Genomic DNA, 26,648 nt, shown 5'->3' on the forward strand with positions numbered 1-26,648 from the left:
CGCGGGAGGAATGATCCGAAGAACACGATCTAGGACCTCAGCAGCGCGCGGGTGCGCTCACGCACCTCGGGGGTGTCCAGTCCGCGCACGGTCACGGTGGTGCGGCGACGCAGGGCGTCGTCGACGGTCACCGCCCACTCGTGGTCGCGGGCGAACACCACCTGCGCCCATACGTCCGGTCCGTCGGGGTGGATCCGCTCGCCCAGGGCCGGCTCGTCGCGCACCAGCGCGGCGATGTCCATGGCCAGGCTGCCGTAGTGCGAGGCCAGGTGCCGGGCGACCAGCGGGTCGAGCCGGGTGCCGGGCTCGCGGTCGGTGATCAGACGCTGGGCGACCGCGTCGGGGCTGGCCAGGCCGGGCAGCGGGACCGTCCGCAGCGGGTCGGCCATGTCCTCGCCCAGCGGGACCGAGGCCACCTTGCGCAGCTCCTCCAGGACCGTCCGGCCGATGTGCCGGTAGGTGGTCCACTTGCCGCCGGCGACCGAGAGCATGCCGCCCCGGCCCTGGGTGACCACGGTCTCCCGCTTGGCCGAACTGGTGTCTCCGGGTCCGCCGGGCAGCACGCGCAGGCCGGCGAAGGAGTAGGTCATGTGGTCGCGGTCGAGGTAAGGAGCGTCGATGCCCAGGGACGCCTCGGCCAGGATCTGGTCGATGTCGGTGGAGACCACGCCGACCTGGGCCGGGTCGCCCTCATAGGCCTCGTCCGTGGTGCCCAGCAGCAGGTGGCCCTCCCACGGGATGGCGAAGGAGACGCGGTACTTGTCCACGGGGATGGTGAGCGCGGCGCTCCACGGCTCCGGGGTGCGCAGCACCAGGTGGGCGCCCTTGGACAGCCGCACGCTGGGGTCGGCGCTCGGGTTCTCCATGCGACGCAGGTGGTCGACCCACGGGCCGGTCGCGTTGAGGACCAGCTTCGCGTCGATCCCGAACTCGTCGCCGGCGATCCGGTCGCGCAGGTCGGCCCCGGTGACCCGGCCGCGCGTGGTGCGCAGCGACCGGACCTCGGCGTGGTTGAGTACGACGGCGCCGGCGTCGACGGCGGCGCGCACCGTCATCACGGCCATGCGGCTGTCGTTCATCTGGTGGTCGCTGTAGGCGGCGACCGACTTCAGGCCGTCGGTGCGCAGGCCCGGGGCCAGGCGGGTGGCCTGGCGCGGGGAGAGCAGGCGTCCCATGCCGTCGCCGAACGCCGACAGGGCCGAGTACAGGAAGACCCCGGCGCCCATCTTGGCGGCGCCGTGCGGGCCGTCGGAGTAGATCGGTACGAGGAAGGGCCGGTGGTTGACCAGGTGCGGGGCGACGTCGGCGGCGAGTGCGCGACGTTCCTTGTGGTTCTCGGCGACCAGTTTCACGTTTCCGGTCTGGAGGTAGCGCAGCCCGCCGTGGACGAGCTTGGAGGAGGCGCTGGAGGTGGCTCCGGCGAAGTCGCCGGCGTCGACCATGGCGACCCTCAGGCCGGCCTGGGTGGCGGTCCAGGCGATGGAGGTGCCCAGGATGCCGCCGCCGATGACGAGGAGGTCGAAGGTGCCCCGCGTGAGTTCCTCGCGTGTGCGTGCCCGGATCACGGGGGCGTCGCTGCGGTGGATGCTGGCGGTCATGGCTGGTGCTCCGTCCGTAGGGGAGGGGTGGCGAGTGCCGCACGTACCTGAACGGACTCCACGTTTCAGGCTGGTGTCACCTGCATAATACGACAATGCCGAACGCCACCCAAGGTCGGCCGTGTGTTGGCGGCGGCCTGCCGGGCATGGGGGTGAACATCACCATCGAAGGTGGTGCGGATGTGACTCCAGAGAACAGAGTGGTCTCAAGGTGTCACTGATGTTCGGCATTGTCGCATGGTGGAGGGGTCGAGAGGCTTCGTGAGAGGTCTCGTGCGGGGCGTATCGGGGAGAATGCCCGAAGTGTCCGACCAGGCCCGGGAATCCAGGGTTTTCGGAACGGGCCTTCCGCTTCCGCGAACGGATTCGCCTCCTGGACTCCGGGTTCTGCCGATCACCCCCTCGGAAGGGGTTCCCGGATCTACGATGAGCCCCATCATGGCCACTAGGTACTCACCCACGATCCGGCGCCGCCGACTCTCCGCCGAACTCCGGAGGATCAGGCTCAAGGTCCGTAAGACCAGTGAAGAGGTCGCGGTCGCCGCCGGGATGTCCAGGTCCACCTACTCCAACATCGAGTCGGGGGTGAAGAAACGCCCGCGGGTCACCGAGGTCAAGGCGATCCTGGACGCCTGCGAGGTGCCGTCCGGACGAGAGTACGACGAGATCCTCGACCTGTGTCGACAATCCCTGGAGCGGGGGTGGTGGACCCGCTACCGCGACGTCCTGGCCCCGCGCTTCGTCGGCTTCGAGACCGAGGCGCGCGCGATCACCACCTGGCAGCCGATCATGATCCCCGGACTGCTCCAGGTGCCCGAGTACATGAGGGCCAACGCCCTGGCCTGTCTGGCCGGCCCTCAAGAGGTACGGCGGGCGATCGACGCCCGCATGACACGCCAGCGCATCCTGGAGGACCAGGACCCGCCCGAGCTGTGGGCCATCTTCGACGAGGGCTCCCTCCTGCGGTTGAAGGACCACCCCGAGACCAAACGCGCGCAGGTCGAACACCTGCTGAAGATGGTGAAGCGACCCAACATCACCGTGCAGATGACCCGGGCCGACAAACTCAACCCGGGCTCCGGCGGCTCCTGCGTGCTCCTGGAGTTCCCCGACACCATCGACCCCACCGTCGTCTACCTGGAGACCGCCACCGACGGCATCTACCTGGAGGAGCCCGACGAGGTGGCGCGCTACCAGAACCTGCTCAACCACCTGCGGCTGGTGGCGCTGCGGCCGGGGGAGACCGAGGAGTACCTGCGCGAGGTCCACCTGGACCCGTGAAGAGGTTCGGGAACGGTGCCGCGAACGCCGAAGGGGCGTCCGGCCACCGCCGGACGCCCCTTCGGACGAGGACCTGGTGCTCAGGCGCCGAAGTTGGTGAGCTTCCAGATGAAGGCGCCGATCACGCCGCCGATGATCGGACCCACGACCGGGATCCAGGCGTAGCCCCAGTCCGAGGAGCCCTTGCCCGGGATCGGCAGCAGCGCGTGCGCGATACGCGGACCCAGGTCACGGGCCGGGTTGATGGCGTACCCGGTGGGACCACCGAGGGACAGACCGATCGCGAGGATCAGCAGACCGACGATCAGCGGCGAGAACCCCATGGCGAACAGCGCCGACAGGTCGGCGTCGCCGGCCGACACCGCACCGGCGTTCTCGCCGATGCCGAGGATGCCCAGGAGCAGCATCGCGGTACCGATGATCTCCGTGGTCAGGTTGGCGATCGGGTTGCGCACGCCCGGCGCGGTGCTGAAGACGCCCAGCTTGGCCTCGGGGTCCTCGGTGGGCTTCCAGTGCGCGTAGTAGGCCAGGAAGACGAGGCAGGCGCCGACGAAGGCACCGGCCATCTGCGCGGCGATGTAGCCGGGCACCTGCGACCACGGGAACTCGCCGATGCTGGCCAGACCGATCGTGACGGCCGGGTTGATGTGGCCGCCGCTGATGGCGCCGACGACGTAGACGGCCATCGCGACCGCCATACCCCAGCCGAACGTCACCACGATCCAGCCCCCGTTGAGGGCCTTGGAGCGTGCCAGGGAGACACCGGCGACGACACCGCCGCCGAGAAGGATCAGGATCGCCGTTCCGAGGAACTCTGCCAGATAGACCATGGGGACCTCCGCCCCCTACGGGGCAGCCGGGTCACGGGTGGGCCCGTACCGCGAGCGGGGTCCGGTCGGGCCTCGCCGTCACGTGGACGTTGTCGGGCGCACCCGTCACGGGTGGACGGGGTCGGGCACCCGTCGGGGGTGCCCCGAACCGTGTTCCGAGACCCCCGGTGGTCGTCCGGGAGCCCCGGGACACGGTCGTGTGCGGGGTGGTGGGGCGGTGGTTACGCCTGGTCCTCGTGCTCCACCCAGTCGAGGGTGCGGCGCACGGCCTTGTTCCAGTTGTGGTACTCGCGGTCGCGGACCTCGGCCGGCATCTTCGGGTTCCACTCGGCGGCCTTGTGCCAGTTGGCCCGCAGGGTCTCGATGTCGGGCCAGTAGCCCACGGCCAGACCGGCGGCGTAGGCGGCGCCCAGACAGGTGGTCTCGGCGACCATCGGCCGGACGACCTCGGCGTCGAGCACGTCGGACAGGATCTGCATGAGCAGGTTGTCCGCGGTCATGCCGCCGTCGACCTTGAGCGTGGTCAGGTCGATCCGAGCGTCGGCGTTCATCGCGTCGACGACCTCGCGGGTCTGCCAGGCCGAGGCCTCCAGGACCGCGCGGGCGATGTGGCCCTTGTTCACGTAGCCGGTCAGACCGGCGATGACGCCTCGGGCGTCGCTGCGCCAGTGCGGGGCGAACAGGCCGGAGAAGGCCGGGACGATGTAGCAGCCGCCGTTGTCGTCGACCGTGCGCGCCAGCGTCTCGATCTCCGGGGCGCTGCTGATCAGACCGAGGTTGTCGCGCAGCCACTGCACCAGCGAACCGGTGACCGCGATGGAGCCCTCCAGGGCGTACACGGCGGGGGCGTCGCCGATCTTGTAGCCCAGGGTGGTGAGGAGGCCGTTGTTGGAGGTGACGGGCTCGGTGCCGGTGTTCATCACCAGGAAGGTGCCGGTGCCGTAGGTGCCCTTGACGTCGCCCGGGTCGAAGCAGGTCTGGCCGAACAGCGCCGCGTGCTGGTCGCCGAGCGAGGAGGCGACCGGGACCCCGGCCAGGTAGCCGTTCGACTCGCCGTAGACCTCGGAGGAGGAACGGATCTCGGGGAGCAGGCTCCTCGGGATGTCCATGGCGGCCAGGATCTCCTCGTCCCAGGCCAGCGTCTCCAGGTTCATCAGCATGGTGCGGCTGGCGTTGGTCACGTCGGTGACGTGCCGGCCGGTCATCTTCCAGATGAGCCAGGTGTCCATGGTGCCGAACATCAGCTCGCCGCGGTCGGCGCGCTCGCGGACGCCCTTGACGTTGTCGAGCAGCCAGCGGATCTTGGGGCCGGAGAAGTAGGTGGCCAGCGGCAGGCCGCACTTGGCGCGGAAGCGGTCCTGGCCGCCCTCGGCGCCCAGTTCGCGGACCAGGTCGTCGGTGCGGGTGTCCTGCCAGACGATCGCGTTGTAGACGGGCTCGCCGGTCTCGCGGTCCCAGAGCAGGGTGGTCTCACGCTGGTTGGTGATACCGATGGCGGCGATCTGGTCGGGGGTGATGTCGCTCTTGCGGAGCGAGTCCTGCACCACCGCCTCGACGTTGGTCCAGATCTCCAGGGCATCGTGTTCGACCCACCCCGGCTTGGGGAAGATCTGTCGGTGCTCGCGTTGATCCACCGAGACGATGCGACCGTCCCGGTCGAAGAGGATGCAGCGACTCGACGTGGTTCCCTGGTCGATCGCGGCGACGTACTGCTGGCTCATCGGTCTCGCCTTCAGGTGACGTGTCTGGGGACGGGGGGTTGTACACAGCGTGGTGGGCGGTATTCACCGCACGATGTACGACATTGACGTATGAATAGGCGTTAGTTTCGACTGTTCTTCCTGTTCATGTCAAGAGCGTGTGACGCAATCGTGTCGCCTGGATCACACTCCCTTGGCCCACTGTCTCAAGGGAGTGCGGGCACGCGAAGAGCACCACTCCGGGCATGGCCCCGAGGTGGTGCGGGTTTTGCGTCGACGAACCCTTCGGCGGAGGGTCAGTAGGGAGTGGCGCCGAGGTCGCGGGAGACGGCGCGGGCGGCGTCGCGCACGTACGAGACCTGCTCCATGTCGGGGTTCCCGGAGGCGTCGCGCAGCCGCTCGACCGCGCCGCGCACCCCGATCGCGCCCACGGTGACCCCGCGTCGGTCGCGGATCGGCGCGGCGATCGACACCTCGCCGTCGACCAGTTCCTCGGCCTCCCAGCCCCAGCCGTTCTCCCGGATCCCGTCCAGCTGCCGCTCCACGGCCGCCATCGACGTCACCGTGTGCCGGGTGAAGGAGGTGAGCTCCACGGGGGCGTCGGTCTCCACCGAGGAGACCTCCTCCGGGACCGCCAAGGGGTCGAAGGCCATCAGGACCTTGCCCAACGCCGTCGCGTGCAGGGGCAGCAGGGTGCCCACGTCCAGGGTCTGGCGGGTGGAATCGGGGCGGAAGACGTGGTGCACCACCAGGACCTGGTGCTTGTGCAGTGTGCCGATCCGCACACTCTCACCGCTCCGGGAGGCGAGGGTGTCCGCCCAGTTCAGGGCGCGGGTGCGCAGTTCGTTGCCGTCCAGGTAACGGGTGCCCAGGCTCAGCATGCCCCCGCCCAACCGGTAGCGGCCCGACTCGGGGTCCTGCTCCACGAACCCCACGTGCTGGAGGGTGCGCAGGATGCCCAGGACCGTGCCCTTGGGCAGTTCCAGGGAGCGTGAGATCTCGGCCAGGCTCAGTCCCCGGGCGCCACTGGCCAGGAGCCGCAGGATCGCGGCGGCGCGTTCGATGGACTGGATTCTTCCCGGCATTGCGGTGCTACCACTCTCTAGTACGACAATGTCATACGCCAAATGCTACTACGCGATGTGACGCTCGACACCGATCGGATCCCGGGGCCCACGCGCGTACGGCGAAGTCTACCGACGGGTCACCGCCCTGACCTGGGCTCTCGCCCGTCGTCACAACCGGGACACGGCGCGGGCGATCGCCTCGGCGGCCTTCTCGACGTCGCTGTCGGTGACCTCCAGGCTCAGCACCATCCGGATCCGATCGCCGCCGCCCAGCGCGCGCACGCCCTCCTCGGCGAAGGCCTCCGCGTAACGCGCGGCCTCGCCCTCGGCGGTGGTCAGCAGCACCATGTTGGTCCGCGCCACCGCCTCCAGCCCCGGCAGGTCGCTCAGCCGCTCGGCCAACACGGCGGCCCGCGCGTGGTCCTCCGCCAGCCGCTCACGGTGGTGGCGCAGCGCGTGCAGGGCACCCGCCGCGATGATCCCCGCCTGGCGCATCCCCGCGCCCAACAGCTTGCGGCCCCGCCGGGCCCGACGGATCGTGTCCACGTCGCCCACCAGGGCCGACCCCACCGGGGCGCCCAGGCCCTTGGAGAAGCACACCGACACCGTGTCGAAGCCCTCCGCCACCCGGGCCGGGTCCACCCCCAGCTCGATGGCGGCGTTCCACAGCCGGGCCCCGTCCAGATGGGCGAGCAGACCGTGTTCATGGGCGAAGTCCGTCACCCGACGCTGCTCCTCCAGCGGCACGACCCGGCCGGTGAAGGTGTTCTCCAGCCACAACAACGCCGGGTCGGCCCGGTGCACGTCGCCCAGGCCGGTGATCCACTTCTCCAGCAGCTCCTGCGGCGGGAACGGGTCACCCGAGTACAGGCGGGGGAGCACACGGGACAGGACCACGGCCGCGCCCTGCTCGTCGCCGATCAGATGGTGGTGTTCGTGCGCCCACACCTCCTCGCCGCTGCGGGTCGACACGTACAGTCCCAACTGGTTGGCCATGTGGCCGGAGGGGACGTACAGGGCGGCCTCCCGGCCCAGCAGGGCGGCCGTCTCCTCCTCCAGCGCGCGGACCGTGGGGTCCTCGCCCCACACGTCGTCACCGACCTCCGCGCTCGCCATCGCCCGGCGCATCTCCTCGGTCGGGCGGGTCAGGGTGTCCGAACGCAGGTCGATCATGGGTGCTCCCGAGTGGTGAAGGGGACGTCGGCACGACGATACTGCGCGCGGGTCCCCGGACGGGAGGCCGGGAGGTCAGCCCTCGTCGGTGAGGAACGCCCAGGCGTCCTCCTGGTAGCCGCCCTGCTCCAGGTACCAGGAGTCCAGCTCACGGGTCGAATGGTCGCCCAGCGCCAGGAGGATCTCCCGGGCGAAGGCCAGCGGGGCGCTGGGGCCGGCCGTCAGCAGATCGCCGTCGGAGACCACCGGATCGGCGCGGTAGCGGTGCCCGCCCGCGTAGCCGGTGGCCAACAGCTCGGCGGGGTCGAGCCCCGTGTGGTCCCGGTAGTCCAACAGGCCCTCCCGGGCCAGGCCCACCGTGGCGGAGCCGATCGCCGCCACCGGGACCCCGGCGTCCAGGAAGATGCCCGCGGCCGAGGCCAGCGGGGCCAGCGAGTCGGGGGAGTCCTCCCACTGAGGGGAACCCACCAACAGGAGCATCGCGCTCTGGGAGGGCTTGAGCCGTGGCAGGGAGATATCGGGCAGGACGGTCAGACCGCCCGCCGTCGTCACCGCGGAGCCGGTGAGACCCACGGTGACGACATCACGGTGTCCGAACTCGTGCGGGCCCGGTCCCGTGCGCACGTGTGCGGTCGCGTGGCCGAACTGCCAGTCGGCCATCTGGTCATGGACGGCGAGGTGCAGGGGGGCGCGCAGGTCAGCGTTCATGGCATGAGGTTGGAGGGTGGGAGGCGGGGGTGTCAATTTACGGAAGCACGACTTCCGGAGTTCGCACCGTGGGCTTCCGGTTTTATTCGTCGTCGCCGCGAAAAAACCGTTCTGCCCGCCCGGAGACCGTGATGAACGAATGCCGGCGGGGGAGAGGGCGGTGGGACCCCTACCCGCGCGCGGCGCGCAGGAACACGGACCACTCGGCGGCGGGGAAGGGGAGATGGCCGGCGTCGGGGTGCTTGGAGTCGCGGATCGCGGCGGCGGAAGGGAGACCGGCGACCTCGACACAGTTCTGGCCTTGGGCACTGTGGCTGCTCTTGCGGAAGTCCGTGGGCAGGTGTGCGACTTCGACGCAGTCCTGCCCACGACCGCTGTAGCTGCTCTTCCGGAAGGTCGTCGGGATCTGAGCGACCTCCACACAGTTCGCTTCCTGGCCGCTGTAGCTGCTCTTTCGGAACACGAGTGCGCTGTTCGCCATGGGCTCTCCTCGGGTTTCAGGGGATTCACGACGCCTCGTACGGATCGGGCGGGGTGGGGAAAGCCGGTCCTGAGGATCGCCGCGGCCATCTCCACTCTGATCGACCCTCGCGGCCTGTCAAGAGTGCGCGACGGTCACATCACCGTTGAGCCGACCCGGTGATGGCGGAACGGAGGGTTGAGAGCGCAGCAAGGACCCGGGTGACCTGAGGGCGGTCACCCGGGTGGTCGAACGGCGGGGTCAGCGGGTGAGGGAGGTGGTGAGGAAGGCGGCCCACTCGGTGGTGGAGAAGGTGAGGTGGCCGTTCTCGGGGTGCTTGGAGTCCCGGATCGCGGCGGCGGAGGGGAGGTCGGCGACCTCGACGCAGTTCTGTCCCTGGCCGCTGTAGCTGCTCTTACGGAACAGGAGCTCGTTGTTCATCATTCGCTCTCTATGGACTTGAGGATGTCGGTGATGAACCTCGCCGAGCGGGCGGTGCTCATGGCCGACCCCTGGGAATCGCTGAAAGTAACACTATGCTGCTCCACCTCCTCTGCCTCCTCCAGGAAAAGCCCGCCTGTAGCGGTCTCGATGAAGACGAGAGGAAGATCCAGAGGTTCGGGGAACTCCAGGATGCTGAACGGTGCGATCAGAGCGTTATGAGCGCCGACGGAGAACGGAAGAACCTGGAGATCTACGTTGGGGAGCTCTGCCATGTAAAGCAGATAGCGCATCTGTTCGGCCATGATCTCAGAGCTACCGATCGTTCGGTGAAGCGCAGCTTCATCCAGAACGATACGAAGCCTCGTGGGGCTGAACCTTGTGAGGATCTCACGTCGTGCCATGCGGGCTTGAGTGCGTCGTTCGATCTCTTCGGCACCGGTATAACGACCGCCCTGGAAGACCGCACGTGCATAGTCAGGTGTCTGAAGCAGCCCTGGTATGACAGAGGACTCAAAGGTGCGGATGGTCGATGCCTCAGCTTCGAAATCGGGTAGAGACTCTGGACCGAAGACCTCGCGATACTTTGACCACCACCCCCTGACCTTGGCGTCTTTGGCGAGTTCGTGCAGTGCTTCGCGTCGCGCGGGATCGTGGATCTTGTACAGGTCCATCATCTTGTCGAGGTCATCAGCCTTCACCTTCTGGGTCTCGGCGTTCTCGACCTGACTGAGCTTTCCTGCGGCCCACCCGAGAGCCTTCGCTGCCTGGGTGGACGTAAGTTTGGTCTCGCTGCGCGCACGTTTCAGCTCTGCGGACAGTCGTCTGCGTCGGAGTGTTGGGCTATGGGGGCGTTGCATGGCTCCAGTGTAGTCCAATGAAGATGAAGTTCAGGTTTCTCTGTTGACTTTCCTGAGACTCATCTTTAAAGTCATAAGTGTAGTCAGTGACCGGGTTCTCACTGAGAGTTGCTGATGTGTGTGCTGGTCAGGCTACGCCGTGCCCCTTCCCCTTGCCCGGGAAACGCGAAGGATCAACCCCTGCGGGCACACCGAACCCCTTTCTCGCCCCCTCATGTCAAGGAGTCTGTTCGTCATGCCTTCGCTCGCTCGTATGCCGGTCCTGCCCGAGGTGACCCTCCCGCTCAACGAGCTGGTCCACCCCTACCAGCGGCACTACTTCACCTGCCACGCCGATGACGCCTCCTACCGGATCCGCCGCTACGACTTCGGCCCCTCGGGGCGCTTCCTGCCGCTGGTCCGCGCCTACCTGAACACCCTGACCGCCCACCGCGACACCGAGTTCCGGTACCTGTTCACCCTGTTGGGCACCGAACTGGCCACCAACGCCCTCAAACACTCCGACTCCGGGCTGCCTGGCAACACCTACTCCCTGTTGGCCGAACGCCACCGGGACGGCATCACCCTCACCTGCCGGGACGACGGTGACCGCTCGCTCTGGCGCAGCCTCGACCGCCATGAACGCCGCTACCTGGCGCCCGACCCGGGTGGACTCGACCCCGAGAGCGACGCCGGACGCGGTCTGGCGATGGTCGACGCCCTGTCCACCCGCTGGGGTGACGACGGGCGTGCCGGCTACCGCAAGGTGTGGTTCTTCCTGGCCTACGACCTCCGGGACAGCGCTTGGAACCACCTCTAGCCACCGCTCTTGGCGTCGTGCGACCGGCGCGTGCATGAAAAAGGGCTCGGTAAGACGTTGCAGCGTCTTCCGAGCCCGAACGAACCCGAATTCCAACGCACACGCACATGTGTGAGAAAGCAGGATCGATGACGCATCCTATCCTCGCTCCGCGTATTCCGGCCGACCATCGACCGAACTTCTCGGCTCCTTCTGGGGCCTCGGGTCCGGCCTGCGCCTCCTGCGCGCACCGCACCTGCCGCACCCATCGGGCTCAGACCCTGCCTCGCCTGGGCGGACATCGTGCCGAGTTCGCGCACGAGCACGATCAGGCCGCCCGGATCCAGGCGCACCATCCGGGGGTGGTCGTCTGGTTCGGGGAGGCGACCCAGTCGTTCTGGGTGGCGACATCCACCGGGATGATGGAGGCCGAAACCCTCGACCATCTGCTGGCTCTGCTGTGGATCCGGCGGGGTCGCTTCGCCCGGGCCGCGTGAATCGAGGGTCGCCCTCGTGAAGCGCGAGGGCGACCCTCTCACCTTCTCGGCCCACCTGCCGTTTCCCACCCTGCTCAAATCGGACAAGTGGTAAATCTACGACATAAAGGTGATGTTCGTTTTCGTGTATCCCCAGGATGTCCTCAGGAAATCGGCGTGGGCGATGTGAGCGTTCGGCCCCCGCGTGAGGGTCGAAAGCGCCAGTATGAGCCGTACGCATACGGCTGCCTCGTCCAGGGGGATCACATGAACAAGAGCGAGATCATCGACAACATCGCGGCCTCGGCCGACATACCCAAGGCCGTCGCCGGCAAGGCCTTGGACGCGTTCGTCGACTCGGTGACCGGGGCACTCAAGGAGGGCGACGACGTGGTCCTCGTCGGCTTCGGCACCTTCAGCGTCAAGGAGCGCGCCGAGCGGACCGGCCGCAACCCCTCCACGGGTGCCGCCATCAAGATCCCCGCGGCGAAGGTGCCCTCCTTCAAGGCGGGCAAGGGCCTCAAGGACGCCGTCAACTAGAGGGCGTACCCGTTCCCCGCACCCGTGGAGATGGCCCGATCGTTCAGCCGGACGGAGAGCAAGCGGGTGCCTGTTCCTCGCGCATGCGGGGATGGCCGGGGAAGGACGAGGTCGGACGGCGCCCGCTCACTCCCGCCGCGCGCCGTCCGGCCCACGGCCACCGCTTTACGGGTGGTCCGGTGCTCGCACGTCCTGCTGCCGGAGGGCGAACCGTCCGAAGAGCGTAGGTCGACCCGTCTCAGCTCCGCGCCGCCGGACGGCCCACTCCGTACAGGTACAGCAACGCCGTCATCGTCGTGCCGCTGACCAGCTTCCGTTCCGCCACGAGTTTCGGGACATCGGCGAGAGGCACCCACTCGATACGCTCGGATTCCCAGTCCTCCAGGGGATCACCGATGTGCTCGGCGGAGTCGGCGAAGAAGATGTGGTGCTCCGAGTCCGAGATCCCCGGAGTCGGCTGGACGTACACCAGCGGGTACAGAGGCCCCGGACGCCAGCCCGTTTCCTCCTCCACCTCGCGAGCCGCCGCCTCCTCGGGGGCCTCACCGTCGTCGATACCGCCGATGGGGATCTCGTAGCCCCAGGTATCGGTGATGAACCGGTGCCGCCACTCCAACAACACGGCGCCGTGATCGTTCATCACGACCGCGCCGGCCCCGGGCGAGGAGCGTATGAGCCGGTGCTCCAGGTGACGGCCACCGCTGATCTCCACGTCCGCGACCCGAATGTCCAGCCACCGGTCCCGGTAGAGCTCTTCCTCGGAGTGGACGGTCCAGCGCACGGCTACTCCCCGACATCGGCGACACGTGCCCCCACCCAACCACAGCCCTCGAATGGGAGATCCTCAGCGCACCCATCCCCTAGGGCGGCCGGTCCTGGAGAGCCCCACCGCGTCGTCTTCACCCACCCGGGGTGTCCGTTTCCCGGAAGGGCCCTAACGGAGCGCTTCGTCGGCGGCGACCAGCCTCGTGGCTCCGCCGGGGTGGATCGCCTGGGACAGCACCGAGTTGTGGTGGGCGATGATCCGCTCAGGGGCGATCCCTGCCTCGGGGTCCCCGTCGGCCATGGGGGCGTGGCCATCGGAGACCAGTTCCACGGCGAAACCGTGACTCGTGGCGGACCGGACCGTGGCGTCGACGCAGTAGTCGGTGGCGGCCCCGGTCACGACCACGGTGTCGGTACCAAGGGAACGCAGGTGGTCGGCGAGCCCGGTCTCCCAGAAGGAATCCGTGGCCCGCTTGGGCACGATGCGGTCCTCGGGGCCGATCCCCACCAGTGGGCTCACCTCGCGTCCGGGCAGATCGGGGTCGAAGGGGTCTCCCGGGGGGCCCACCTGGTGGGGGACGAGCACGGGCACTCCGACCTCCCGCGCTCTGGAGGCCAGTGCCCCGAGCCTTCGGGCGAGGTCCTCTCCCCGCCAGAGACCCTCGACGAGGAACGTGTGCATGTCGATGATGAGCAGGGCGTGCGTCATGAGGCCGACGTTAGATGCGAAGGCCCACGAGATCCACCGTGGGGCAGGGGCGGCGGGGCCGGCCGGTCGAGCGGGGTCCCGTGTTCTCCGGCCTGCGTCGACCCCTCCTTGCTGGAAGGAGGCGGGGCGCCCTCGTATCGGGGACCTGTGTGTTCGCGCTACGGCGACCGCGGGGGGGGGATGGCGGCCGGTCCTGGAGAGTCCCGCCGCGTAGCCCCCGGCCTTACGGGAGGCGGGGTGCCCTTCGCCTCCGCATTCCATGAGGGGCTCCGGGCCGGAAGCGACCGGTGGGCGGTTCTCTCCCGCGTGCCCGCCGGCCGTCATGGATATTCGATTGCCCCGCCCCTCGGGGCGGGCGAGGATCGTGGAAAACGTGCGTCACCGGAGACAAAAGGGCTCCTTCCGGGGACGTTCACCACCCGACCCACGGAACCACTACCGAGGAGAGACGAAGATCGACCCCCGCCTCGCGGGCCGGACCGTGCTGGTCACCGGCGGTTCTGGGAACGTCGGCGCGGCCATCGCCCGCGCGTTCGCCGCGCAGGGCGCACGCGTGGCGATCCACTACCTGGCCCAGGACCCGTCCAGCCCGGCCGGCATCGAATGGGCTCATGTCACCCCGGCCGAGGGTGAGGCGGAGCGGCTCGCGGAAGAGCTCGGCAACGGCTCCTTCGCGGTCAGCGCCGACCTCTCCGAACCGGAGGGCCCGGTCCGGTTGCTGCGAGAGGTCGTCGAGCGGGCCGGGGCGATCAACGTCCTGGTCAACAACGCGGCCCACTGCGAGTTGCCGGATGACATCGACACCCTGACCCACGCCTCGTTGGAGCGTCATTATCGAGTGAACGCCATCGCCCCCGCGGTCCTCACGGCCGAAGCGGTCCGGCTCCGTCGAGGCGACGCCCCTTTGTGCGTCGTCAACATCACGACCGACGCGGCTCGTGCCTTCCCGGGGCAGACCGGCTACGGAACATCCAAGGGCGCGCTGGAGGCACTCACCCGTTCCACGGCACTGGACCTGGCGGCGCGTGGTGTGCGCGTGAACGCCGTCGCGCCCGGCCCTGTCCAGACCGGCTGGATGGATGACGATCTCCTCGCCCGTGTGGAGGAGATCGTGCCGATGGGCCGAGCCGGAGATCCGGAGGACATCGCCGACGCCGTGGTCTATCTGGCCTCTCATCAGGCCCGATGGGTGACCGGTCAGGTTCTCCAGGTCGCCGGCGGGCACGCGTTGTGACCGTCCTCGGGCACTGAACCCCGGTGAGAGGTCCGAACGTTCATTCGTCGGACCCCTCCTTCGGTACCGGTGTCCTTCCTCTACTTCGAGTCCATCCGGGCCTGGAACCTGTCCAGGACGGCCGGGGTCTTGTACAGGCCGTACGGGTCGTCCCGCTCCTCGGGGCCCTTGAAGTACACGGAGTCGTTCGCCCTGTAGTGGTCGTCCTTCGGCGGGAACCGGGTGATCAGGCCGTCGAGGAGCAGGGGGTCGTTCGCCTCGAACTCGACGGTGCCGTCCTTCGTGTGCACCCCGGCCTTGAGGAGCAGGAGGCTCCGGTGCACGAACTGGGGCGGGGAGAGCTGTCCCACCACCAGGCGACTCTCGAACTCGGAGGCCCGGTCGGCAAGGCCGATGGACACGTGGTCGACCCCGTCGCGCTCTCCCCTCAGGGACAAGAACGTGGTCTTGAGCAGCACGTGGTTCTCGGGGTCGTCGGGGTCGCCGGGGCGGTTGTTCTCGCCCAGGCCCTCGGGAACGGATTCGACCGTCTGGCGTACCTCGCCTTCGAAGTCGAGGTAGAGCCACGTGTTCAGGTAGGAGAAGGCGACGTCTTCGGCGCGCAGGGTGTAGACGATCTCGTCGCCGACGGAGGGCAGCATGAGGGATCCTTCCGATCTTGAGAGGAGCGTCGGCCATCGGGGTCACGGCCGCGCGAGTGCTCAGAGTATCGACATGGCTCCTCTTTGTGATCATCCTGTGCTCTGCCCCTGATAGGAGATCGGTACGAGAGGGGGCGACACCGCCGAAAAGGAACCCGATCACGGTGCCGGACCGGCCTCCCCGAAACCCTCACGACGACCGGTCCGGATCACGTTCCCTCGTTACGCCTCCGCCGACGGGTCCTTCAACACCCCGGAGGCCTTCAACAGCCTGCCCTCGCGGGTGGTGAGGTAGACCAGGTCCTCGTCACGGTCCAGGGCGACGCCGCAGATCGAGCCGATGCCGTCGACCACCACGCGCTGGTGACCCTTGGCGGCCCCCTCGGTCAGCACGATCTCGTGCAACCGGCTGCCGCCCGGGGCGGAGACATAAGCGGTGCTCTCTCCGTCCAACGCCACCCGAACGCTCTGCCCCAGAGCCGAGGCCACCTTCCGCGGGGTCTCCTCGCCCTCCGCCGCCAGGTCGATCTCGTAGAACTCTCCGCTGTTCTCTTGACCGACGTAGGCCTTGTTCCCGACCAACGCCACCCCGGCGGCCCTCCACACCGGCCAGCTGCGGCGCTGTTCGGCGGACCCGCCGCTCAGATCCAGTTCGACCAGCTTTCCGGCCAGGTAGTCGCTCACGTAGATCCTGTGGTTCGGCAGGTCCAGCGCCACACCGTAGGCACGGATCTTCTCGGCGACCACGACCGGAGCGGCCGAGGGGTCCGACAGATCCACCGTGAGCAGGCGCCCGCCGTAGTCGGTGACGTAGGCTTTGCCGCCGGCCTTGTCCAGAGCCACGTCGTTGGCGTCGCCCAGGTTCTCCGCGATCAGTTCCACGGCCCCGCTGTCGAGGTCCACCTTGTGCAGCCGCCCCCGGTTGCCTCCGGGACGTTCGACGACGTACGCCTTCCGGTTCTCCAGGTCCAGGGCCAGCCCCTCGGCCCGTCCCAGGCCGGTGGCGATCTCGACGGGCGCGGCCCTCGGCGCCACCGGCTCCGTGGCGTCCTCCTTATGGAGGGGGTGGTGCTTCTCCTCGAACACGAGGTTCTCCAGCTCGAAGACCTCGTGCTCCCCGGCCAGGGTGGAGACGACCTCGGCCTCGCCCTTCTGTATGAAGGGCTTGCCGTCGTCGGTCAGGTCGAAGGATTCCGTGTCCGGGCCGGTCTCGCCGAGCCTCCAGGCGAGCACCCGGGCGTACTTCGGCTCCTTGGCCTGCGGGCCGTTCGGTTCGACCTCCTTGACCTCGACCGGTTCGGGGTAGTGCAGCGCGACCCAGCCGCCGAAGGAGATGGGGAACTCGTAGTCGAACCTCCGCACCTGGCGCCGCTGTGTGGCCAGGACGTCGACCCGACTGCCGACCTCGCCGTTCAGCGTCGACGACGTCTTGAACCCGGTGGTCAGTGAACCACTGACCGAGCCGGTGATCCCGAGCATGAGCTGGGCCGACAGCTCTCCGGTGCCCGTCGCGGTGCTCGTGGCCGTGGTCGTGCTCGTCGACTGGGACTGGGACTCCATGTCGACACCCTGGTTGTCCTTGCTGTTCTTCAGGGTGGTTTTCTGGGAGTTGGTCATCGCCATGCTCTTCTGCAACTGCTGCTGGAGAGAGGCGGTCGTCTTCGCGCCGAAGGTGAGCTGTACCTGTCCCTGGAGCGACCAGCTGATGGTGTTCGAGATCGAGAACTCGACCGTGTGCGACCACGTCGTGGGGGTGGGGTCGGTCCGGTTGATGTAGGTCTGCTTGGAGACGACGTCGGGCGGAGGCTGCGTGATGTCGCCGCGCTCCTCGACCAGTGGCACGCCCACCGTCATATAGGCGCGCCACCCGCGTTGATGGGCGGTCTCCTCGTGGAGAGGGAAATCGCCGAACCTTCCCTTGTTGAGGGAGAAACCGGTGGGATAGACGTAGCGGTCCTTGCCGTCGGACGTCTTCTTCTCGGCCTTGCGCTTCAGTTTCTCCTTGTCCCTCTCCAGAATGACGGGGGCCTTGGCGGCGATATCGAGTTCCTTCAGGTTCCTTCCCGTCAGCGGGTGTCGGATGAACCGTTCGCCCAGGTGGGTCGTGCTCACATGGTTCTTCGTGGGACCGCCCATGTCCTTCGTCCTCCTCGTATGCGGAACTCGGGGTCTTCGCTGTCGGAATGGGAAAGTGCGGTGGGAGAACCGCCTACGGGGTCATCCCTTCGGAGGTTTGCGGTCGAACCCCTGCACGTTCTTCGTCGACTCGTAGTTGTCGTTCTTCAGTCGCTCCCGTTCCTCCGCGTCGATGTCGGGCCGATCCTTCTCGTCGATCTCCACCTCGACGTCCTCGAATGCCTTGTCCTTGGCGGCGGAGGCCATAGCGCTCGTCGACGCGGGGTCCTCGGCGGCGTCCTGCTGAGTGGAGGCGGCCGTCTGCGTGTTCTGGAACAGGGGGGTGACGAAGCCGTTCATGATCGCCAGGGCCTCGGGCGAGGTCTCGCGTACGAGCTTGGGGTCGCGCTCGACCTCGGGGATCCCTTCGAGGAGTTCGGGGTCGACCCCCTCCCACTCGGGGCGGGCGCCGGGGATCTTCTCGTGCACGTTCCGAGAGGATTCCTCGGCGGCTCGGGCCTCGTTCTTTCCATTGCCGAAGATGTTCTTGAAGGTCATGTCCCTGCCTTTGCTCCGTTTCGGATATCGGGGGTCGAATGCTTCGCCGAGGTTCTTCGAATGGTGGCTCTCCTTCGTTCTTAGGGCATGGGTGCGGACCGGCCGTTATCGCTCGGGTGGCCGCGGTTTTCCTGAAAAAGGCAAGGGGGTGCCAGAGGAAGGGCGCCTTCGCCCGGAAGAGGTCAGTGGTCGGGGGTGAGGGGTTTCAGGGGCGCGTCATGTTCGCCGAGGGAGGCCATGCACCATGTTCCGTACGGGGGTGTTCGCGGCTCCTTTCGCCATGGGACGAGAGGTGACGGATCCGCGTCCGTCCATACCCCCATGGTGAAGGATTCACTCGGGTTCGGTATGCGGTTTCCCGGTTAAAGTCGGGGAATCTCGCAAGTGGTCTGGAAAGTCTGAAATAAGACACTCGCCCAGAAAGTTCTTCTCTGAGGCCGCGTGGGAATTTCAGCGGTTCGATTCGAAATCGGGAAGCGCCGATCCGGGAATTCAGATCGGAGCGGTATGGCGATGAGGGGATGCGCGCGGGGGACGGGTGCCGAGGCAGGACGGGCAGACCTGGCGCGGGCGATGCTGGACGTGCTGGAGGACCCCACCGCCGTGCGGAGCACGGTCGCGGTGGCCGGGTAGGAGGGGAGGGCCCTTACCCCAAGGCCTCGTTCAGACTGTTCTCCAGCCTCCCGAACATCAGATCCGGACTGTCACCCCACTGGCCGAGGTGCTCCATGAGCTCACCATCGATGAGCAGGCTCTCGTCGAGATCCTCGAGGGCGACCGGTGACTCCTCATCGTCGATCAGCGCTCGCGCGGCGGCCAGGTACAGGCGGCCACGCCCCTCCCGGGGCAGAGGATCGAAGAGAACGATCTCCTTCGGAGCGGCCTCCGAGTCCTGGAGCGGTGCCTCCAGATGGGAGGACAGCTCCGGGACCTGGGACCAAGGCGCGACCTCGGCCGGTATGGAGCCCGTTCGCGCGTCGATGAACAGGGAGTCCCCGATGGTGCCCTCGCCGAACAGGAGGGTCAGAGAGTCCCCGTCGACACCGGTCACCTGCTCAGAGGAGAGTGAATGGAGCCGGGGCGGCTCGGCCCCTTCCCAACGCTGTTCCCAGAACACCGTTCCGCTCTCGGTGCGCAACGCGCGTACATGGGCGGCGTCCTCGCCCTCGCAGCCGTGGGCCGAGAGCACGGTCGAAGTGTGGGAGGCCAACGCGATCTCTCGGGCTCTACCCTCCTCGCAGGCCTCATCGAGGTCCACGGTCCAGTCCGGTTCCTTGAACGGGGGAGTGCTCACCTCCACCAGTCCGTCCGCGAGGGTCACCTGTTGCTCTTCAGCGGCGAGTCGTATCTCGGCCGTTTCCTCCAGAGCGTCGACGGTCTCCGAGACCGAGACACGGCCCCGTGCGGTGTCCACCAGGAGAAGCCGTTCCCTGCCGAAGGGCCCGATGTCATCCCGGTGCCGGACCAGGAGAACGTCGCCGCCGGGTGAGAGCGCCGTGGCCACGACCTCCCCGGGAAGGTCGTGCCGCCAGACCCGCCGTACCGGATCCACCCCGTAGGAGATCACCGTCTCAGTGAAGACCACGACGACCCCGTGGCGGGAGATCGACGTGTCCTGGACCGGGCCGTGGCCGTCCTCCTCGGCGTAGGTGACGACCGCGTCCAGGTCCTCCCGGGTCCAGGCGGGGTGTGTACCGCTCGACGCCGACTCGCTGAACCTCGGCTCGACGGGTGGAGCGCATCCGACGACGAGGACGATCGAGAGCCCCAGGGCCAGGGCCGGCAGACGAGACATGCGGGGGAGACCTTCGGCGTCGGGGGATCGTACGACGAGCAGTCTGACGATCACGGATACGGGTCGGGGGAGCGCCTCTCCCGCGGGCATCTACGTGTGGAGCGCTACTCCTTGGAATCGGGGTGGGCTCGGGCGCGGCGGCGGGCCCGGTAGGCGGCCGCCTTCATGCGGTTGCCGCACTCGTCCATCCCGCACCACGTCCGTCGTGCACCGCGCGAACGGTCGAGGTAGAGGCGGGTGCAGTCGGGTCGCCCGCACTCCTTGAGGGCGATCTCCGGGTCGGCGAGCAGGGCGATGGCGCCGCGCGCCACCTGGGCGAGCGCCTGGGCGAGGGTGCCCGAGACGTGTACCCCCTCGTCGTCGAGTTCGACGGTGGGCGGGGGACCGGCCGCCGTCGTGTTGAGGACCGCGAGGTCGTCGGGGGTGAACGGCCTCTCCGCGATCCGGTCGAGGGCGAGCCGGTAGATCGCCTCGCGCAGTGATAGCGCCGAGGCGAGGCCCTCCGGGTCGGCGGCGACCGCGTCGGGAAGACCCTCACAAGAGGCGACCCATCGTTCCAGGTCGGACGGGGTATTCAGAAGGTCGACGGGGGTGCTGCGACGAGAACCCACGGTGCCCGCCAGGTCGAGGGCCGGGTCGCCGCTCACGAAGGAGAAATTCACGTCACCATCTTGACCGGTTACGGCGCCGATGACAAGATCGTCACCGGTTCGACCGGTGACGCTTCCGCGTAGGGGGACACAGTGACAGAGATCCGTGACATCGACGCCGTCGTCTTCGACGTCCTCGGAACGCTGGTGGACGAACCCGGCGGGCTCCGCGCCCACATCCGCGCGCTGCTGCCGACGGCCGATGACGGAACCGTCGACGAGCTGCTCGCCCTGTGGGGGAGCCACGTCGAGACCGAACAGGCACGCGTCGTCCGGGGGATCCGCCCGTACGCGAACTCCGAGTTCATCGAGGCCGAGGCCGCCCGACGGGTCGCGGACCACGCGGGGATCGACGATCCGGAGGCCGTCGCCCACCTGGTCACGGCCGGCCGGCGTCTGTTCCCCTGGGGCGACTCCGTGGCCGGCCTGGACCGGATCGCCCGGCACTACCCCGTGCTGGGGTTGTCCAACGCGAGCCGGTCCGCCCTCCTACGGCTCGACGCCCACGCGGGGCTGCGCTGGCATCAGGTCCTGTCCGCCGAGGAGGTCCAGGCGTACAAGCCTGCGCCGGAGGTGTACCGGCTCGCCGTCGACGTCGCCGGAAGCCCGGCCGAACGCGTGCTCATGGTGGCCGCCCACGCCTGGGACCTGCGCGGAGCACAGGCGGTGGGGATGCGGACCGCCTACGTCCGGCGCCCGTTCGGGGATCCGCCGCAGGACTCCGACACCTTCGACGGACACTTCGAGAACCTCGACGAACTGGCGGCCGCGCTGACCGAGGGGTGACCGGGGCGCCTCGCGCGAAGGGCCGGAAGCCCGGTGCGACACAATGCCGGCATGGCCCACATCGCGCTGTTCCACTCGATCCTCGGTCTTCGACCGGTCGAACTCTCCGCCGCCGACCGGCTCCGGAAAGCCGGACACGAGGTCGTCGTGCCCGACCTCTTCGGCGGCGAGGTCGCGACCACCCTCGACGAGGGCTTCCGGCTGCTCGACCGGGTCGGCTGGGGGCGGGTGATCGAACGCGCCCGGCGGGCCGTCGAGGGCCTGCCGGCGGAGACCGTGCTCATCGGCGTCTCGATGGGGACGGGCGTGGTCACCGACCTGTGGTCCGAGCGTCCCGACGCCGAGGCCGTCGTCCTTCTGCACGCCGCCGCCGTCCCGCCCGCGTCGGTGCGACCGGGGGTCAGGGTTCAGTTGCACGCCGCCGACCCCGACGACTTCGCGCCCCCGGAGGACGTCGAGGCTCTGCGAGAGGCGGCCCGGGAGAGCGGTGTCGACCTGGAGGTCTTCCGCTATCCGGGAGCCGGGCACTTCTACACCGACCCCACCCTCCCCGACCACGACCCGGAGGCGGCCGAGCCGACCTGGCGCCGGGTGCTGGACCTCCTCGCCTGAGCAGGGCCTCGACGCCGCTCGATCCGTACGGGTGGGGCGTCCGGAGTAGGGCCCTCGTCGGCGTTGTCCTCGAAACGCTTGGGATGTCGCCGTCCGGGAACGATCCCGCCCTTGGTGGTCGTATCGGCTACCGAAGGCACGATCGACCGGAACGAGGAGCGCGGCATGAACTTCACCCAGTGGAACACCCACACGATCGGGTTCGGCCCGGGAGAGGTGACCAAGCGGTTCAGGCGCGGTCATCACGAGGAGTGCGCCCGGGAGTGGCGGGCGCTCACCCTGCTCGCCGAGTACGCGCCGGGTACGGCTCCGACCCCGCTGCGGGCGGATCTGGACGCCGAGGAGCCGGTGGTGGTGATGTCGCGGCTGAACGGTGAGACGCTGCGCGGCCGACCTCTGCGGGAGGAGCTGGTCCGGGCGTTCTCCGAGGCGGTGGAGCGGATCCACACCGCGCTTCCCGCCGACGTCCTCGCCGAGGTCGCCCCGCGTCCGTGGCAGGTGGCGACGGCCCTGGAGTCGGTGCGCGTCGGGGTCGCCGAGCTGCGTCCTCGTATGGCGCCCCATGTGGCCCGGGTGGCGGACGAGGCGTTGAACCGGCTCTCCTACTTTCCGGTCAGGGCCCCGGTCTCCCAGGTGCTGGGGGCCGGGGACGGAAATCTCGCCAACTATCTGTGGGACGGCTCCGGGGTCCTGCGGGTCGACTTCGAGGACTTCGGGCGCAGTGATCGGGCCTTCGAGCTGGCGGAGATCGTCGAGCACGTGGGGAGCTGGGTGGAGCACCCCTTGGACGTGGATCTCTTTCTGAAGGGGTTCTCGCTCACATCGGCGGAGTCCGAGCGGCTCGTCGGGTGCCGTCGTCTGTTGGCGCTGGGGTGGCTGTTGCTGTTGTGCCGGGACGCGGAGGGCGTGCGGCGTAACCCGCCGGGGACGGTGGATCGGCAGGCCGAGCGTCTCGCGGCGCTGCTCGACTGATCCTCCGGCCGGGGTCCCGTCGGGTCGCGTTTCGGGATCACAGGTTCTCACGGGGGTGTTCACAGAGGCTCACAAATGGTATTACCATTCTCGGAGCCTGTTTCAAGCGCAGGTCAAGGCGGTGTCACGGAGTGTCCGAGGGCACCGCCGCCCCCGTCCTCACCCCGTCCACCGGAAGGCCCCGGCGTGGAGAACTTCGAACCCGTCTACGGCACGGGTCCCCTCCTAGGGATCGCCGCGGGAGCCATCGCGCTCCTGCTGCTCCTGATCATCCGTTTCCGACTTCACGCGTTCGTCGCCCTCGTCCTGGTCAGCGTGCTCACCGCGCTGGCCGCGGGCATCCCCGTCGACGGGGTGGTGCCCACCCTCCTCGACGGCTTCGGCGGCACCCTGGCCAACGTCGCCCTCCTGGTGGGTCTGGGCGTCATGATCGGCCGCATGCTGGAGATCACCGGCGGCGCCGCCGTCCTGGCCTCCGCACTGATCAAGGTGTTCGGCGAAAGACGCGCCCCGCTCGCGCTCGGCGTCGCCTCGCTCCTGTTCGGCTTCCCGATCTTCTTCGACGTCGGCCTCGTCGTCATGCTGCCGATCGTCTTCAGCGTCGCCCGACGCGTCGGCGGTTCGGTCCTGCTCTACGCGCTGCCCACGGCCGGTGCCTTCGCCGTGATGCACGCCTTCGTGCCGCCCCACCCGGGTCCGGTCACGGCCGCCGTCGAGATCGGCGCGGACATGGGCCTGACGCTGCTCGTCGGCGCCCTGTTGGCCATCCCCACCTGGTACCTGGCCAGTTACCTGTTCGGTCTGTGGGCCGGCAAGCGCTTCGAGCTGCCCGCCCCCGACGACCTCCTGCCCGGAGGCGAGGTGAAGCACGAGGACCCGCCTCGTCTGCTCACCGTCGTGAGCATCCTGCTGCTGCCTATGCTGCTCATCTTCGCCAACACCGGCATGGGCACGGCCGTGGCCACCGGGACGGTCTCCGAGAGCGCCGTGTGGGTCCAGTCCCTGCGCCTGGTGGGCGAGACGCCCATCGCGCTGCTCATCACCGCCCTCTACACGATGGTCGTGCTCAGCCGGGGCCGCTTCACCCGTCAGCGGGTGGAGGAGATCGTCGGCGGCGCGCTCGGTCCGGTCTGCGGCATCATCCTCATCACCGGCGCCGGCGGCATGTTCGGTGGGGTCCTGCGCACCAGCGGGATCGGCGACGCGCTCGCGGGCAGCCTGGAGTCGACGGGCATGCCGGTGATCGTCGCGGCCTTCATCATCGCGCTGGCCCTGAGGGTGGCTCAGGGTTCGGCCACGGTCGCCATCACCACCTCGGCCGGTCTGATCGCCCCGGCCGTGCAGGCCACCTCGGGGTTGAGCTCCATCGACCTGGCCCTGATCGTGATCGCCATCGCCTCGGGCGCCACCGCCCTGTCGCACGTCAACGACTCCGGGTTCTGGCTGGTCGGCCGCTTCCTGGGAATGGACGTCAAGACCACGCTCAAGACCTGGACGGTCATGGAGACGCTGATCGGCTTCATCGGCTTCGGGCTCGCCTTCGGTCTGTCCCTGGTGCTGTGAACCGGTGGCGGCGATGCGGGGCGACGGTTCAGCGAGGGTCCGGTCCGGGCTCCTTGAGGGCGTCGCTCACCTCGGTCACGATCGAGCGCATCGCCGCCTCGGCCACGTCGGGCAGCCCGTCCCGGACGGCCCGCGCCACCGCCGTGTGCAGGCGCAGCGCCTCCGGGCGGGGGCGGTGCGGCATCAGGTCGTAGGAGGTCCGGCCGATGAGGACCTCGGACACGACCTCGGCCAGGCCGGAGAACATCTCGTTGCCGGACAGGTCCAGGATGTGCCGGTGGAAGGCCACGTCCAGCTCCAGGAAGGTGTCCAGCAGGCCGGCGTCGCCGGTCCGGGTCATCTCCTCGGCCACGTCCACGAGCCGGGCCCGCTCCTCGGGGGAGCCGCGTTCGGCGGCCAGGGCCGCGGCGGCGGGTTCGACGGCGGCGCGCAGTTCGTTGAGGGAGCGGAGTTGGGCCATGCGTCCGGCTCCGGCCAGGCGCCAGCGGATGAGCTGGGGGTCGAAGACGCTCCACTGGGTCTGGGGGCGGACCTTGACTCCGGTGCGGGGGCGGCTGACCACCAGCCCCATCGACTCCAGGACGCGGACGGCCTCGCGGGCCACGGTTCGGGAGACCCCGAAGTCCTGTTCCAGGCCGCTCAGGGTGAAGGTGTGGCCGACGGAGTACTCGCCCGCGGCGATCGCCGGTCCGAGCACCGCCAGCACCCGGTTGTGCAGTGTGCGATGCGTCGTGCCCATCGTCGTTTCCTCGAACTTCCCGGTCTGCCCGTCGCGACGGTGTGGGGCGGGGTCAGGTCGAAGCCTAGCCGGATTGATTGGTAACACTATTTATGGCGGCGTCGCGGGGGCGGCGTGCCGACGGACGGAGAGACCATGCACTTTGTCTTCATGGGGGTGTCGGGCAGCGGTAAGACGAGCGTGGCCGAACGGGTCGCGAACCGTCTCGACCTGCCCTTCGCGGAGGCCGACGCCTTCCATCCCCCGGCCAACATCCGCAAGATGGCGGCCGGAGACCCCCTGACCGACGAGGACCGTCGACCGTGGCTGCGTGAACTGGCCGACTGGATCGGCGCTCACGAGGTGCTCGGCGAGTCCACCGTCATGGCCTGTTCGGCGCTCAAGCGCGACTATCGCGACGTGCTGCGCACCGGTGCCCCCGGCGTGGAGTTCCTGCACATGCACGGACCGGACGAGGTGATCCGGGCGCGGATCGCCGCGCGCAAGGGCCACTTCATGCCGCCCGCGCTGTTGCGCTCCCAGTTGGAGGCGTTGCAGCGGCTCGACCCCGACGAGGCGGGGAGGGAGTTCGACGTACGTTCCGACCTGGATCCCCTCGCCGAGGAGGCCCTGGAGTACGTGCGGGGGCGGCTCGGGTCGGCGGCGGTCTGATCCCCTCGGGCACCGTCGATCGTGGTGGTCACGGCGCGGTGACGGTGGGGCGAGTGTGGCATTGATCCACTTGTGTCCCGAGCCGAGGCACGCGACCCTGTTCGTCATGCAAGACTCCCGAACGTCCCCTCCCTCCGCCTCCCGACCCTTCAGCGTGGTGCCCGCGCCCCGGCAGAGCCTGCTGGCCGCGCGTCACCCTGGAGTGAGGCCCCCGCTGGACGTGCGGCAGACCTGTGTCCTGATGTGCGTGGCCGCCGTGGGGCACCTCCTGACGTCCTACCGCGCCTGGGCGCTCCTGGACGCGGGTGTCCCCGCCGCCGGAACGGCGGACCTGTGGCTGCTGATCTCGTTGTCGGTGCTGGTCGCCCTCGGTCTGGTGGTGTCGGTCTTCGCGTTGCGTCGCGCCGGTCACGCGTTGTGGCGTCTCTCCCGGCTCGGCGCGGTGATCGCCTTCGGGACGGCGCTGTACGCCCTGTACCAGGCGGCGGTGCTCGCCGATACGTGGCTGATGTTGGCGGGCTCGGGTGCGGCCCTGTTGTCCATCACCGTCAACATCGCCCTGCTGAGCACCGGTATCCGCTCCTGGTGCGCCCGCTAGCGTCCGAGGTCTCCGTGTCCGTTCGAAGGGTCCGCCGGCTCGTCCGGGCGGGCCCTTCCGTATGTCCGTGAAGTGTGTTCCCGGTGAGGGTGAAGGCATCTCCTGAGGTCTGGAAAACAGACATCAGGGTATAAAGGTAAATTCATGGGATCATCGGGTCATGCTCTTTTCGGAGGTATTCGAAAACGCATGATCGATCGATCAGGTTTTCCCTCTTCGTTTATGGGAAGGGGCTGGACACTCGGGCGTCGAAATACCACATCGGGTCACGGCACAGAAGTGAAACGGTTGTATTAATACCCAGCCGTCTATCTTCCCAGGGGGAGCGTGCGCGGTCTAAGGTCCACA

At 68.5% G+C, this 26,648-nt stretch carries 29 protein-coding genes; 12 read left to right on the top strand and 17 right to left on the bottom strand.

From position 1 onward, the window contains the following. Positions 1–29: 29 nt before the first annotated feature. A complete protein-coding gene (locus D451_RS0104635; protein WP_017533575.1) occupies positions 30–1,598 on the bottom strand; it encodes a glycerol-3-phosphate dehydrogenase/oxidase in 1,569 nt (522 codons plus the stop codon). Positions 1,599–2,024: 426 nt separating this feature from the next. Between D451_RS0104635 and D451_RS0104640 the strand changes: the two genes are divergently transcribed. Then, the gene (locus D451_RS0104640; RefSeq protein ID WP_017533576.1) at positions 2,025–2,879 is read left to right on the top strand and encodes a helix-turn-helix domain-containing protein; all 855 of its coding nucleotides are present in this window, start codon (positions 2,025–2,027) and stop codon (positions 2,877–2,879) included. An 80-nt stretch (positions 2,880–2,959) separates the two neighbouring features. Here D451_RS0104640 and D451_RS0104645 read toward each other — a convergent pair whose 3' ends face one another. The 8 genes from D451_RS0104645 to D451_RS0104680 all read right to left on the bottom strand — a co-directional run bounded on the left by D451_RS0104645 (position 2,960) and on the right by D451_RS0104680 (position 10,118). Further along, on the bottom strand, positions 2,960–3,709 hold the full coding sequence (locus D451_RS0104645) for an MIP/aquaporin family protein (protein WP_014908706.1): 750 nt from the start codon (positions 3,707–3,709) through the stop codon (positions 2,960–2,962). Between the two features lie 221 nt (positions 3,710–3,930). Continuing rightward, positions 3,931–5,430 carry a glycerol kinase GlpK gene (gene glpK, locus D451_RS0104650; RefSeq protein ID WP_017533577.1) on the bottom strand — a complete coding sequence of 500 codons (1,500 nt, stop codon included), beginning with the start codon at positions 5,428–5,430 and terminating at the stop codon, positions 3,931–3,933. A 275-nt stretch (positions 5,431–5,705) separates the two neighbouring features. After that, positions 5,706–6,494: an IclR family transcriptional regulator gene (locus D451_RS0104655; protein ID WP_014908277.1), complete on the bottom strand. Its 789-nt coding sequence runs from the start codon at positions 6,492–6,494 to the stop codon at positions 5,706–5,708. 150 nt (positions 6,495–6,644) lie between these two features. Beyond that, positions 6,645–7,649, bottom strand: a complete 1,005-nt coding sequence (locus D451_RS0104660) for a threonine aldolase family protein (RefSeq protein ID WP_017533578.1) — start codon at positions 7,647–7,649, stop codon at positions 6,645–6,647. Positions 7,650–7,724: 75 nt separating this feature from the next. After that, positions 7,725–8,357 carry a DJ-1/PfpI family protein gene (locus tag D451_RS0104665; protein WP_026124830.1) on the bottom strand — a complete coding sequence of 211 codons (633 nt, stop codon included), beginning with the start codon at positions 8,355–8,357 and terminating at the stop codon, positions 7,725–7,727. Positions 8,358–8,526: 169 nt separating this feature from the next. Then, the gene (locus D451_RS0104670) at positions 8,527–8,838 is read right to left on the bottom strand and encodes a DUF397 domain-containing protein (protein ID WP_017533580.1); all 312 of its coding nucleotides are present in this window, start codon (positions 8,836–8,838) and stop codon (positions 8,527–8,529) included. 240 nt (positions 8,839–9,078) lie between these two features. Next, positions 9,079–9,258, bottom strand: coding sequence for a DUF397 domain-containing protein (locus D451_RS0104675; protein WP_017533581.1), 180 nt, complete (start codon positions 9,256–9,258; stop codon positions 9,079–9,081). Further along, positions 9,258–10,118 carry a helix-turn-helix domain-containing protein gene (locus D451_RS0104680; RefSeq protein ID WP_017533582.1) on the bottom strand — a complete coding sequence of 287 codons (861 nt, stop codon included), beginning with the start codon at positions 10,116–10,118 and terminating at the stop codon, positions 9,258–9,260. Before D451_RS0104680 ends, D451_RS0104675 begins: the two co-directional genes overlap by 1 nt. A 235-nt stretch (positions 10,119–10,353) precedes the next feature. Between D451_RS0104680 and D451_RS0104685 the strand changes: the two genes are divergently transcribed. The 3 genes from D451_RS0104685 (at position 10,354) to D451_RS0104695 (ending at position 11,912) form a co-directional block, all read left to right on the top strand. Then, positions 10,354–10,917, top strand: a complete 564-nt coding sequence (locus tag D451_RS0104685; RefSeq protein WP_017533583.1) for an ATP-binding protein — start codon at positions 10,354–10,356, stop codon at positions 10,915–10,917. A gap of 128 nt (positions 10,918–11,045) precedes the next feature. Continuing rightward, on the top strand, positions 11,046–11,393 hold the full coding sequence (locus D451_RS0104690; RefSeq protein WP_017533584.1) for a hypothetical protein: 348 nt from the start codon (positions 11,046–11,048) through the stop codon (positions 11,391–11,393). Positions 11,394–11,558: 165 nt separating this feature from the next. Continuing rightward, complete coding sequence (locus D451_RS0104695; RefSeq protein WP_274517536.1) at positions 11,559–11,912, top strand: HU family DNA-binding protein; 354 nt, start codon at positions 11,559–11,561, stop codon at positions 11,910–11,912. Positions 11,913–12,150: 238 nt separating this feature from the next. On the opposite strand, the gene D451_RS0104705 is transcribed toward D451_RS0104695, so the two are convergent. Together D451_RS0104705 and D451_RS0104710 are read right to left on the bottom strand one after the other, a co-directional pair. Continuing rightward, complete coding sequence (locus D451_RS0104705; RefSeq protein WP_017533585.1) at positions 12,151–12,693, bottom strand: NUDIX domain-containing protein; 543 nt, start codon at positions 12,691–12,693, stop codon at positions 12,151–12,153. 153 nt (positions 12,694–12,846) lie between these two features. Next, entirely contained in the window at positions 12,847–13,386 is a 540-nt protein-coding gene (locus D451_RS0104710) for an isochorismatase family protein (RefSeq protein WP_017533586.1), read from the bottom strand. Between the two features lie 481 nt (positions 13,387–13,867). Between D451_RS0104710 and D451_RS0104715 the strand changes: the two genes are divergently transcribed. Next, a complete protein-coding gene (locus tag D451_RS0104715; RefSeq protein ID WP_017533587.1) occupies positions 13,868–14,620 on the top strand; it encodes an SDR family NAD(P)-dependent oxidoreductase in 753 nt (250 codons plus the stop codon). Between the two features lie 80 nt (positions 14,621–14,700). Here D451_RS0104715 and D451_RS0104720 read toward each other — a convergent pair whose 3' ends face one another. The 3 genes from D451_RS0104720 to D451_RS0104730 form a co-directional block, all read right to left on the bottom strand. Continuing rightward, positions 14,701–15,261 carry a hypothetical protein gene (locus D451_RS0104720; RefSeq protein ID WP_017533588.1) on the bottom strand — a complete coding sequence of 187 codons (561 nt, stop codon included), beginning with the start codon at positions 15,259–15,261 and terminating at the stop codon, positions 14,701–14,703. 222 nt (positions 15,262–15,483) lie between these two features. Further along, on the bottom strand, positions 15,484–17,397 hold the full coding sequence (locus D451_RS0104725; RefSeq protein ID WP_017533589.1) for an SMP-30/gluconolactonase/LRE family protein: 1,914 nt from the start codon (positions 17,395–17,397) through the stop codon (positions 15,484–15,486). Positions 17,398–17,478: 81 nt separating this feature from the next. After that, positions 17,479–17,934, bottom strand: a complete 456-nt coding sequence (locus D451_RS0104730; protein ID WP_017533590.1) for a hypothetical protein — start codon at positions 17,932–17,934, stop codon at positions 17,479–17,481. 507 nt (positions 17,935–18,441) lie between these two features. On the opposite strand from D451_RS0104730, the gene D451_RS28755 reads away from it, so the two are divergent. Further along, positions 18,442–18,567, top strand: coding sequence for a hypothetical protein (locus tag D451_RS28755; RefSeq protein WP_017533591.1), 126 nt, complete (start codon positions 18,442–18,444; stop codon positions 18,565–18,567). A gap of 13 nt (positions 18,568–18,580) precedes the next feature. On the opposite strand, the gene D451_RS0104740 is transcribed toward D451_RS28755, so the two are convergent. Both D451_RS0104740 and D451_RS0104745 read right to left on the bottom strand, forming a co-directional pair. Then, the gene (locus D451_RS0104740; protein ID WP_152472782.1) at positions 18,581–19,729 is read right to left on the bottom strand and encodes a hypothetical protein; all 1,149 of its coding nucleotides are present in this window, start codon (positions 19,727–19,729) and stop codon (positions 18,581–18,583) included. A gap of 104 nt (positions 19,730–19,833) precedes the next feature. Then, on the bottom strand, positions 19,834–20,391 hold the full coding sequence (locus tag D451_RS0104745) for a CGNR zinc finger domain-containing protein (protein ID WP_017533593.1): 558 nt from the start codon (positions 20,389–20,391) through the stop codon (positions 19,834–19,836). Positions 20,392–20,472: 81 nt separating this feature from the next. On the opposite strand from D451_RS0104745, the gene D451_RS0104750 reads away from it, so the two are divergent. The 4 genes from D451_RS0104750 (at position 20,473) to D451_RS0104765 (ending at position 24,312) form a co-directional block, all read left to right on the top strand. Then, a complete protein-coding gene (locus D451_RS0104750) occupies positions 20,473–21,165 on the top strand; it encodes a haloacid dehalogenase type II (protein WP_017533594.1) in 693 nt (230 codons plus the stop codon). 51 nt (positions 21,166–21,216) lie between these two features. Continuing rightward, positions 21,217–21,777 (top strand): dienelactone hydrolase family protein, encoded by a 561-nt coding sequence (locus D451_RS0104755; RefSeq protein WP_017533595.1) that lies wholly within the window; start codon positions 21,217–21,219, stop codon positions 21,775–21,777. Between the two features lie 165 nt (positions 21,778–21,942). Further along, the gene (locus tag D451_RS0104760) at positions 21,943–22,749 is read left to right on the top strand and encodes an aminoglycoside phosphotransferase family protein (RefSeq protein WP_036567772.1); all 807 of its coding nucleotides are present in this window, start codon (positions 21,943–21,945) and stop codon (positions 22,747–22,749) included. A gap of 186 nt (positions 22,750–22,935) precedes the next feature. Continuing rightward, positions 22,936–24,312 (top strand): GntP family permease, encoded by a 1,377-nt coding sequence (locus D451_RS0104765; RefSeq protein WP_017533597.1) that lies wholly within the window; start codon positions 22,936–22,938, stop codon positions 24,310–24,312. 28 nt (positions 24,313–24,340) lie between these two features. Here the strand turns inward: D451_RS0104765 and D451_RS0104770 are convergent, their stop codons facing one another. Next, positions 24,341–25,051, bottom strand: a complete 711-nt coding sequence (locus D451_RS0104770; protein WP_014908581.1) for a FadR/GntR family transcriptional regulator — start codon at positions 25,049–25,051, stop codon at positions 24,341–24,343. A 135-nt stretch (positions 25,052–25,186) separates the two neighbouring features. Between D451_RS0104770 and D451_RS0104775 the strand changes: the two genes are divergently transcribed. Together D451_RS0104775 and D451_RS0104780 are read left to right on the top strand one after the other, a co-directional pair. After that, entirely contained in the window at positions 25,187–25,702 is a 516-nt protein-coding gene (locus D451_RS0104775) for a gluconokinase (RefSeq protein ID WP_014910156.1), read from the top strand. A 106-nt stretch (positions 25,703–25,808) separates the two neighbouring features. Further along, complete coding sequence (locus tag D451_RS0104780) at positions 25,809–26,300, top strand: hypothetical protein (protein WP_234305821.1); 492 nt, start codon at positions 25,809–25,811, stop codon at positions 26,298–26,300. Positions 26,301–26,648: the final 348 nt, after the last annotated feature.

Source organism: Nocardiopsis alba DSM 43377 (assembly GCF_000341225.1).
In the GTDB taxonomy this organism is placed as follows: Bacteria; Actinomycetota; Actinomycetes; order Streptosporangiales; family Streptosporangiaceae; genus Nocardiopsis; species Nocardiopsis alba.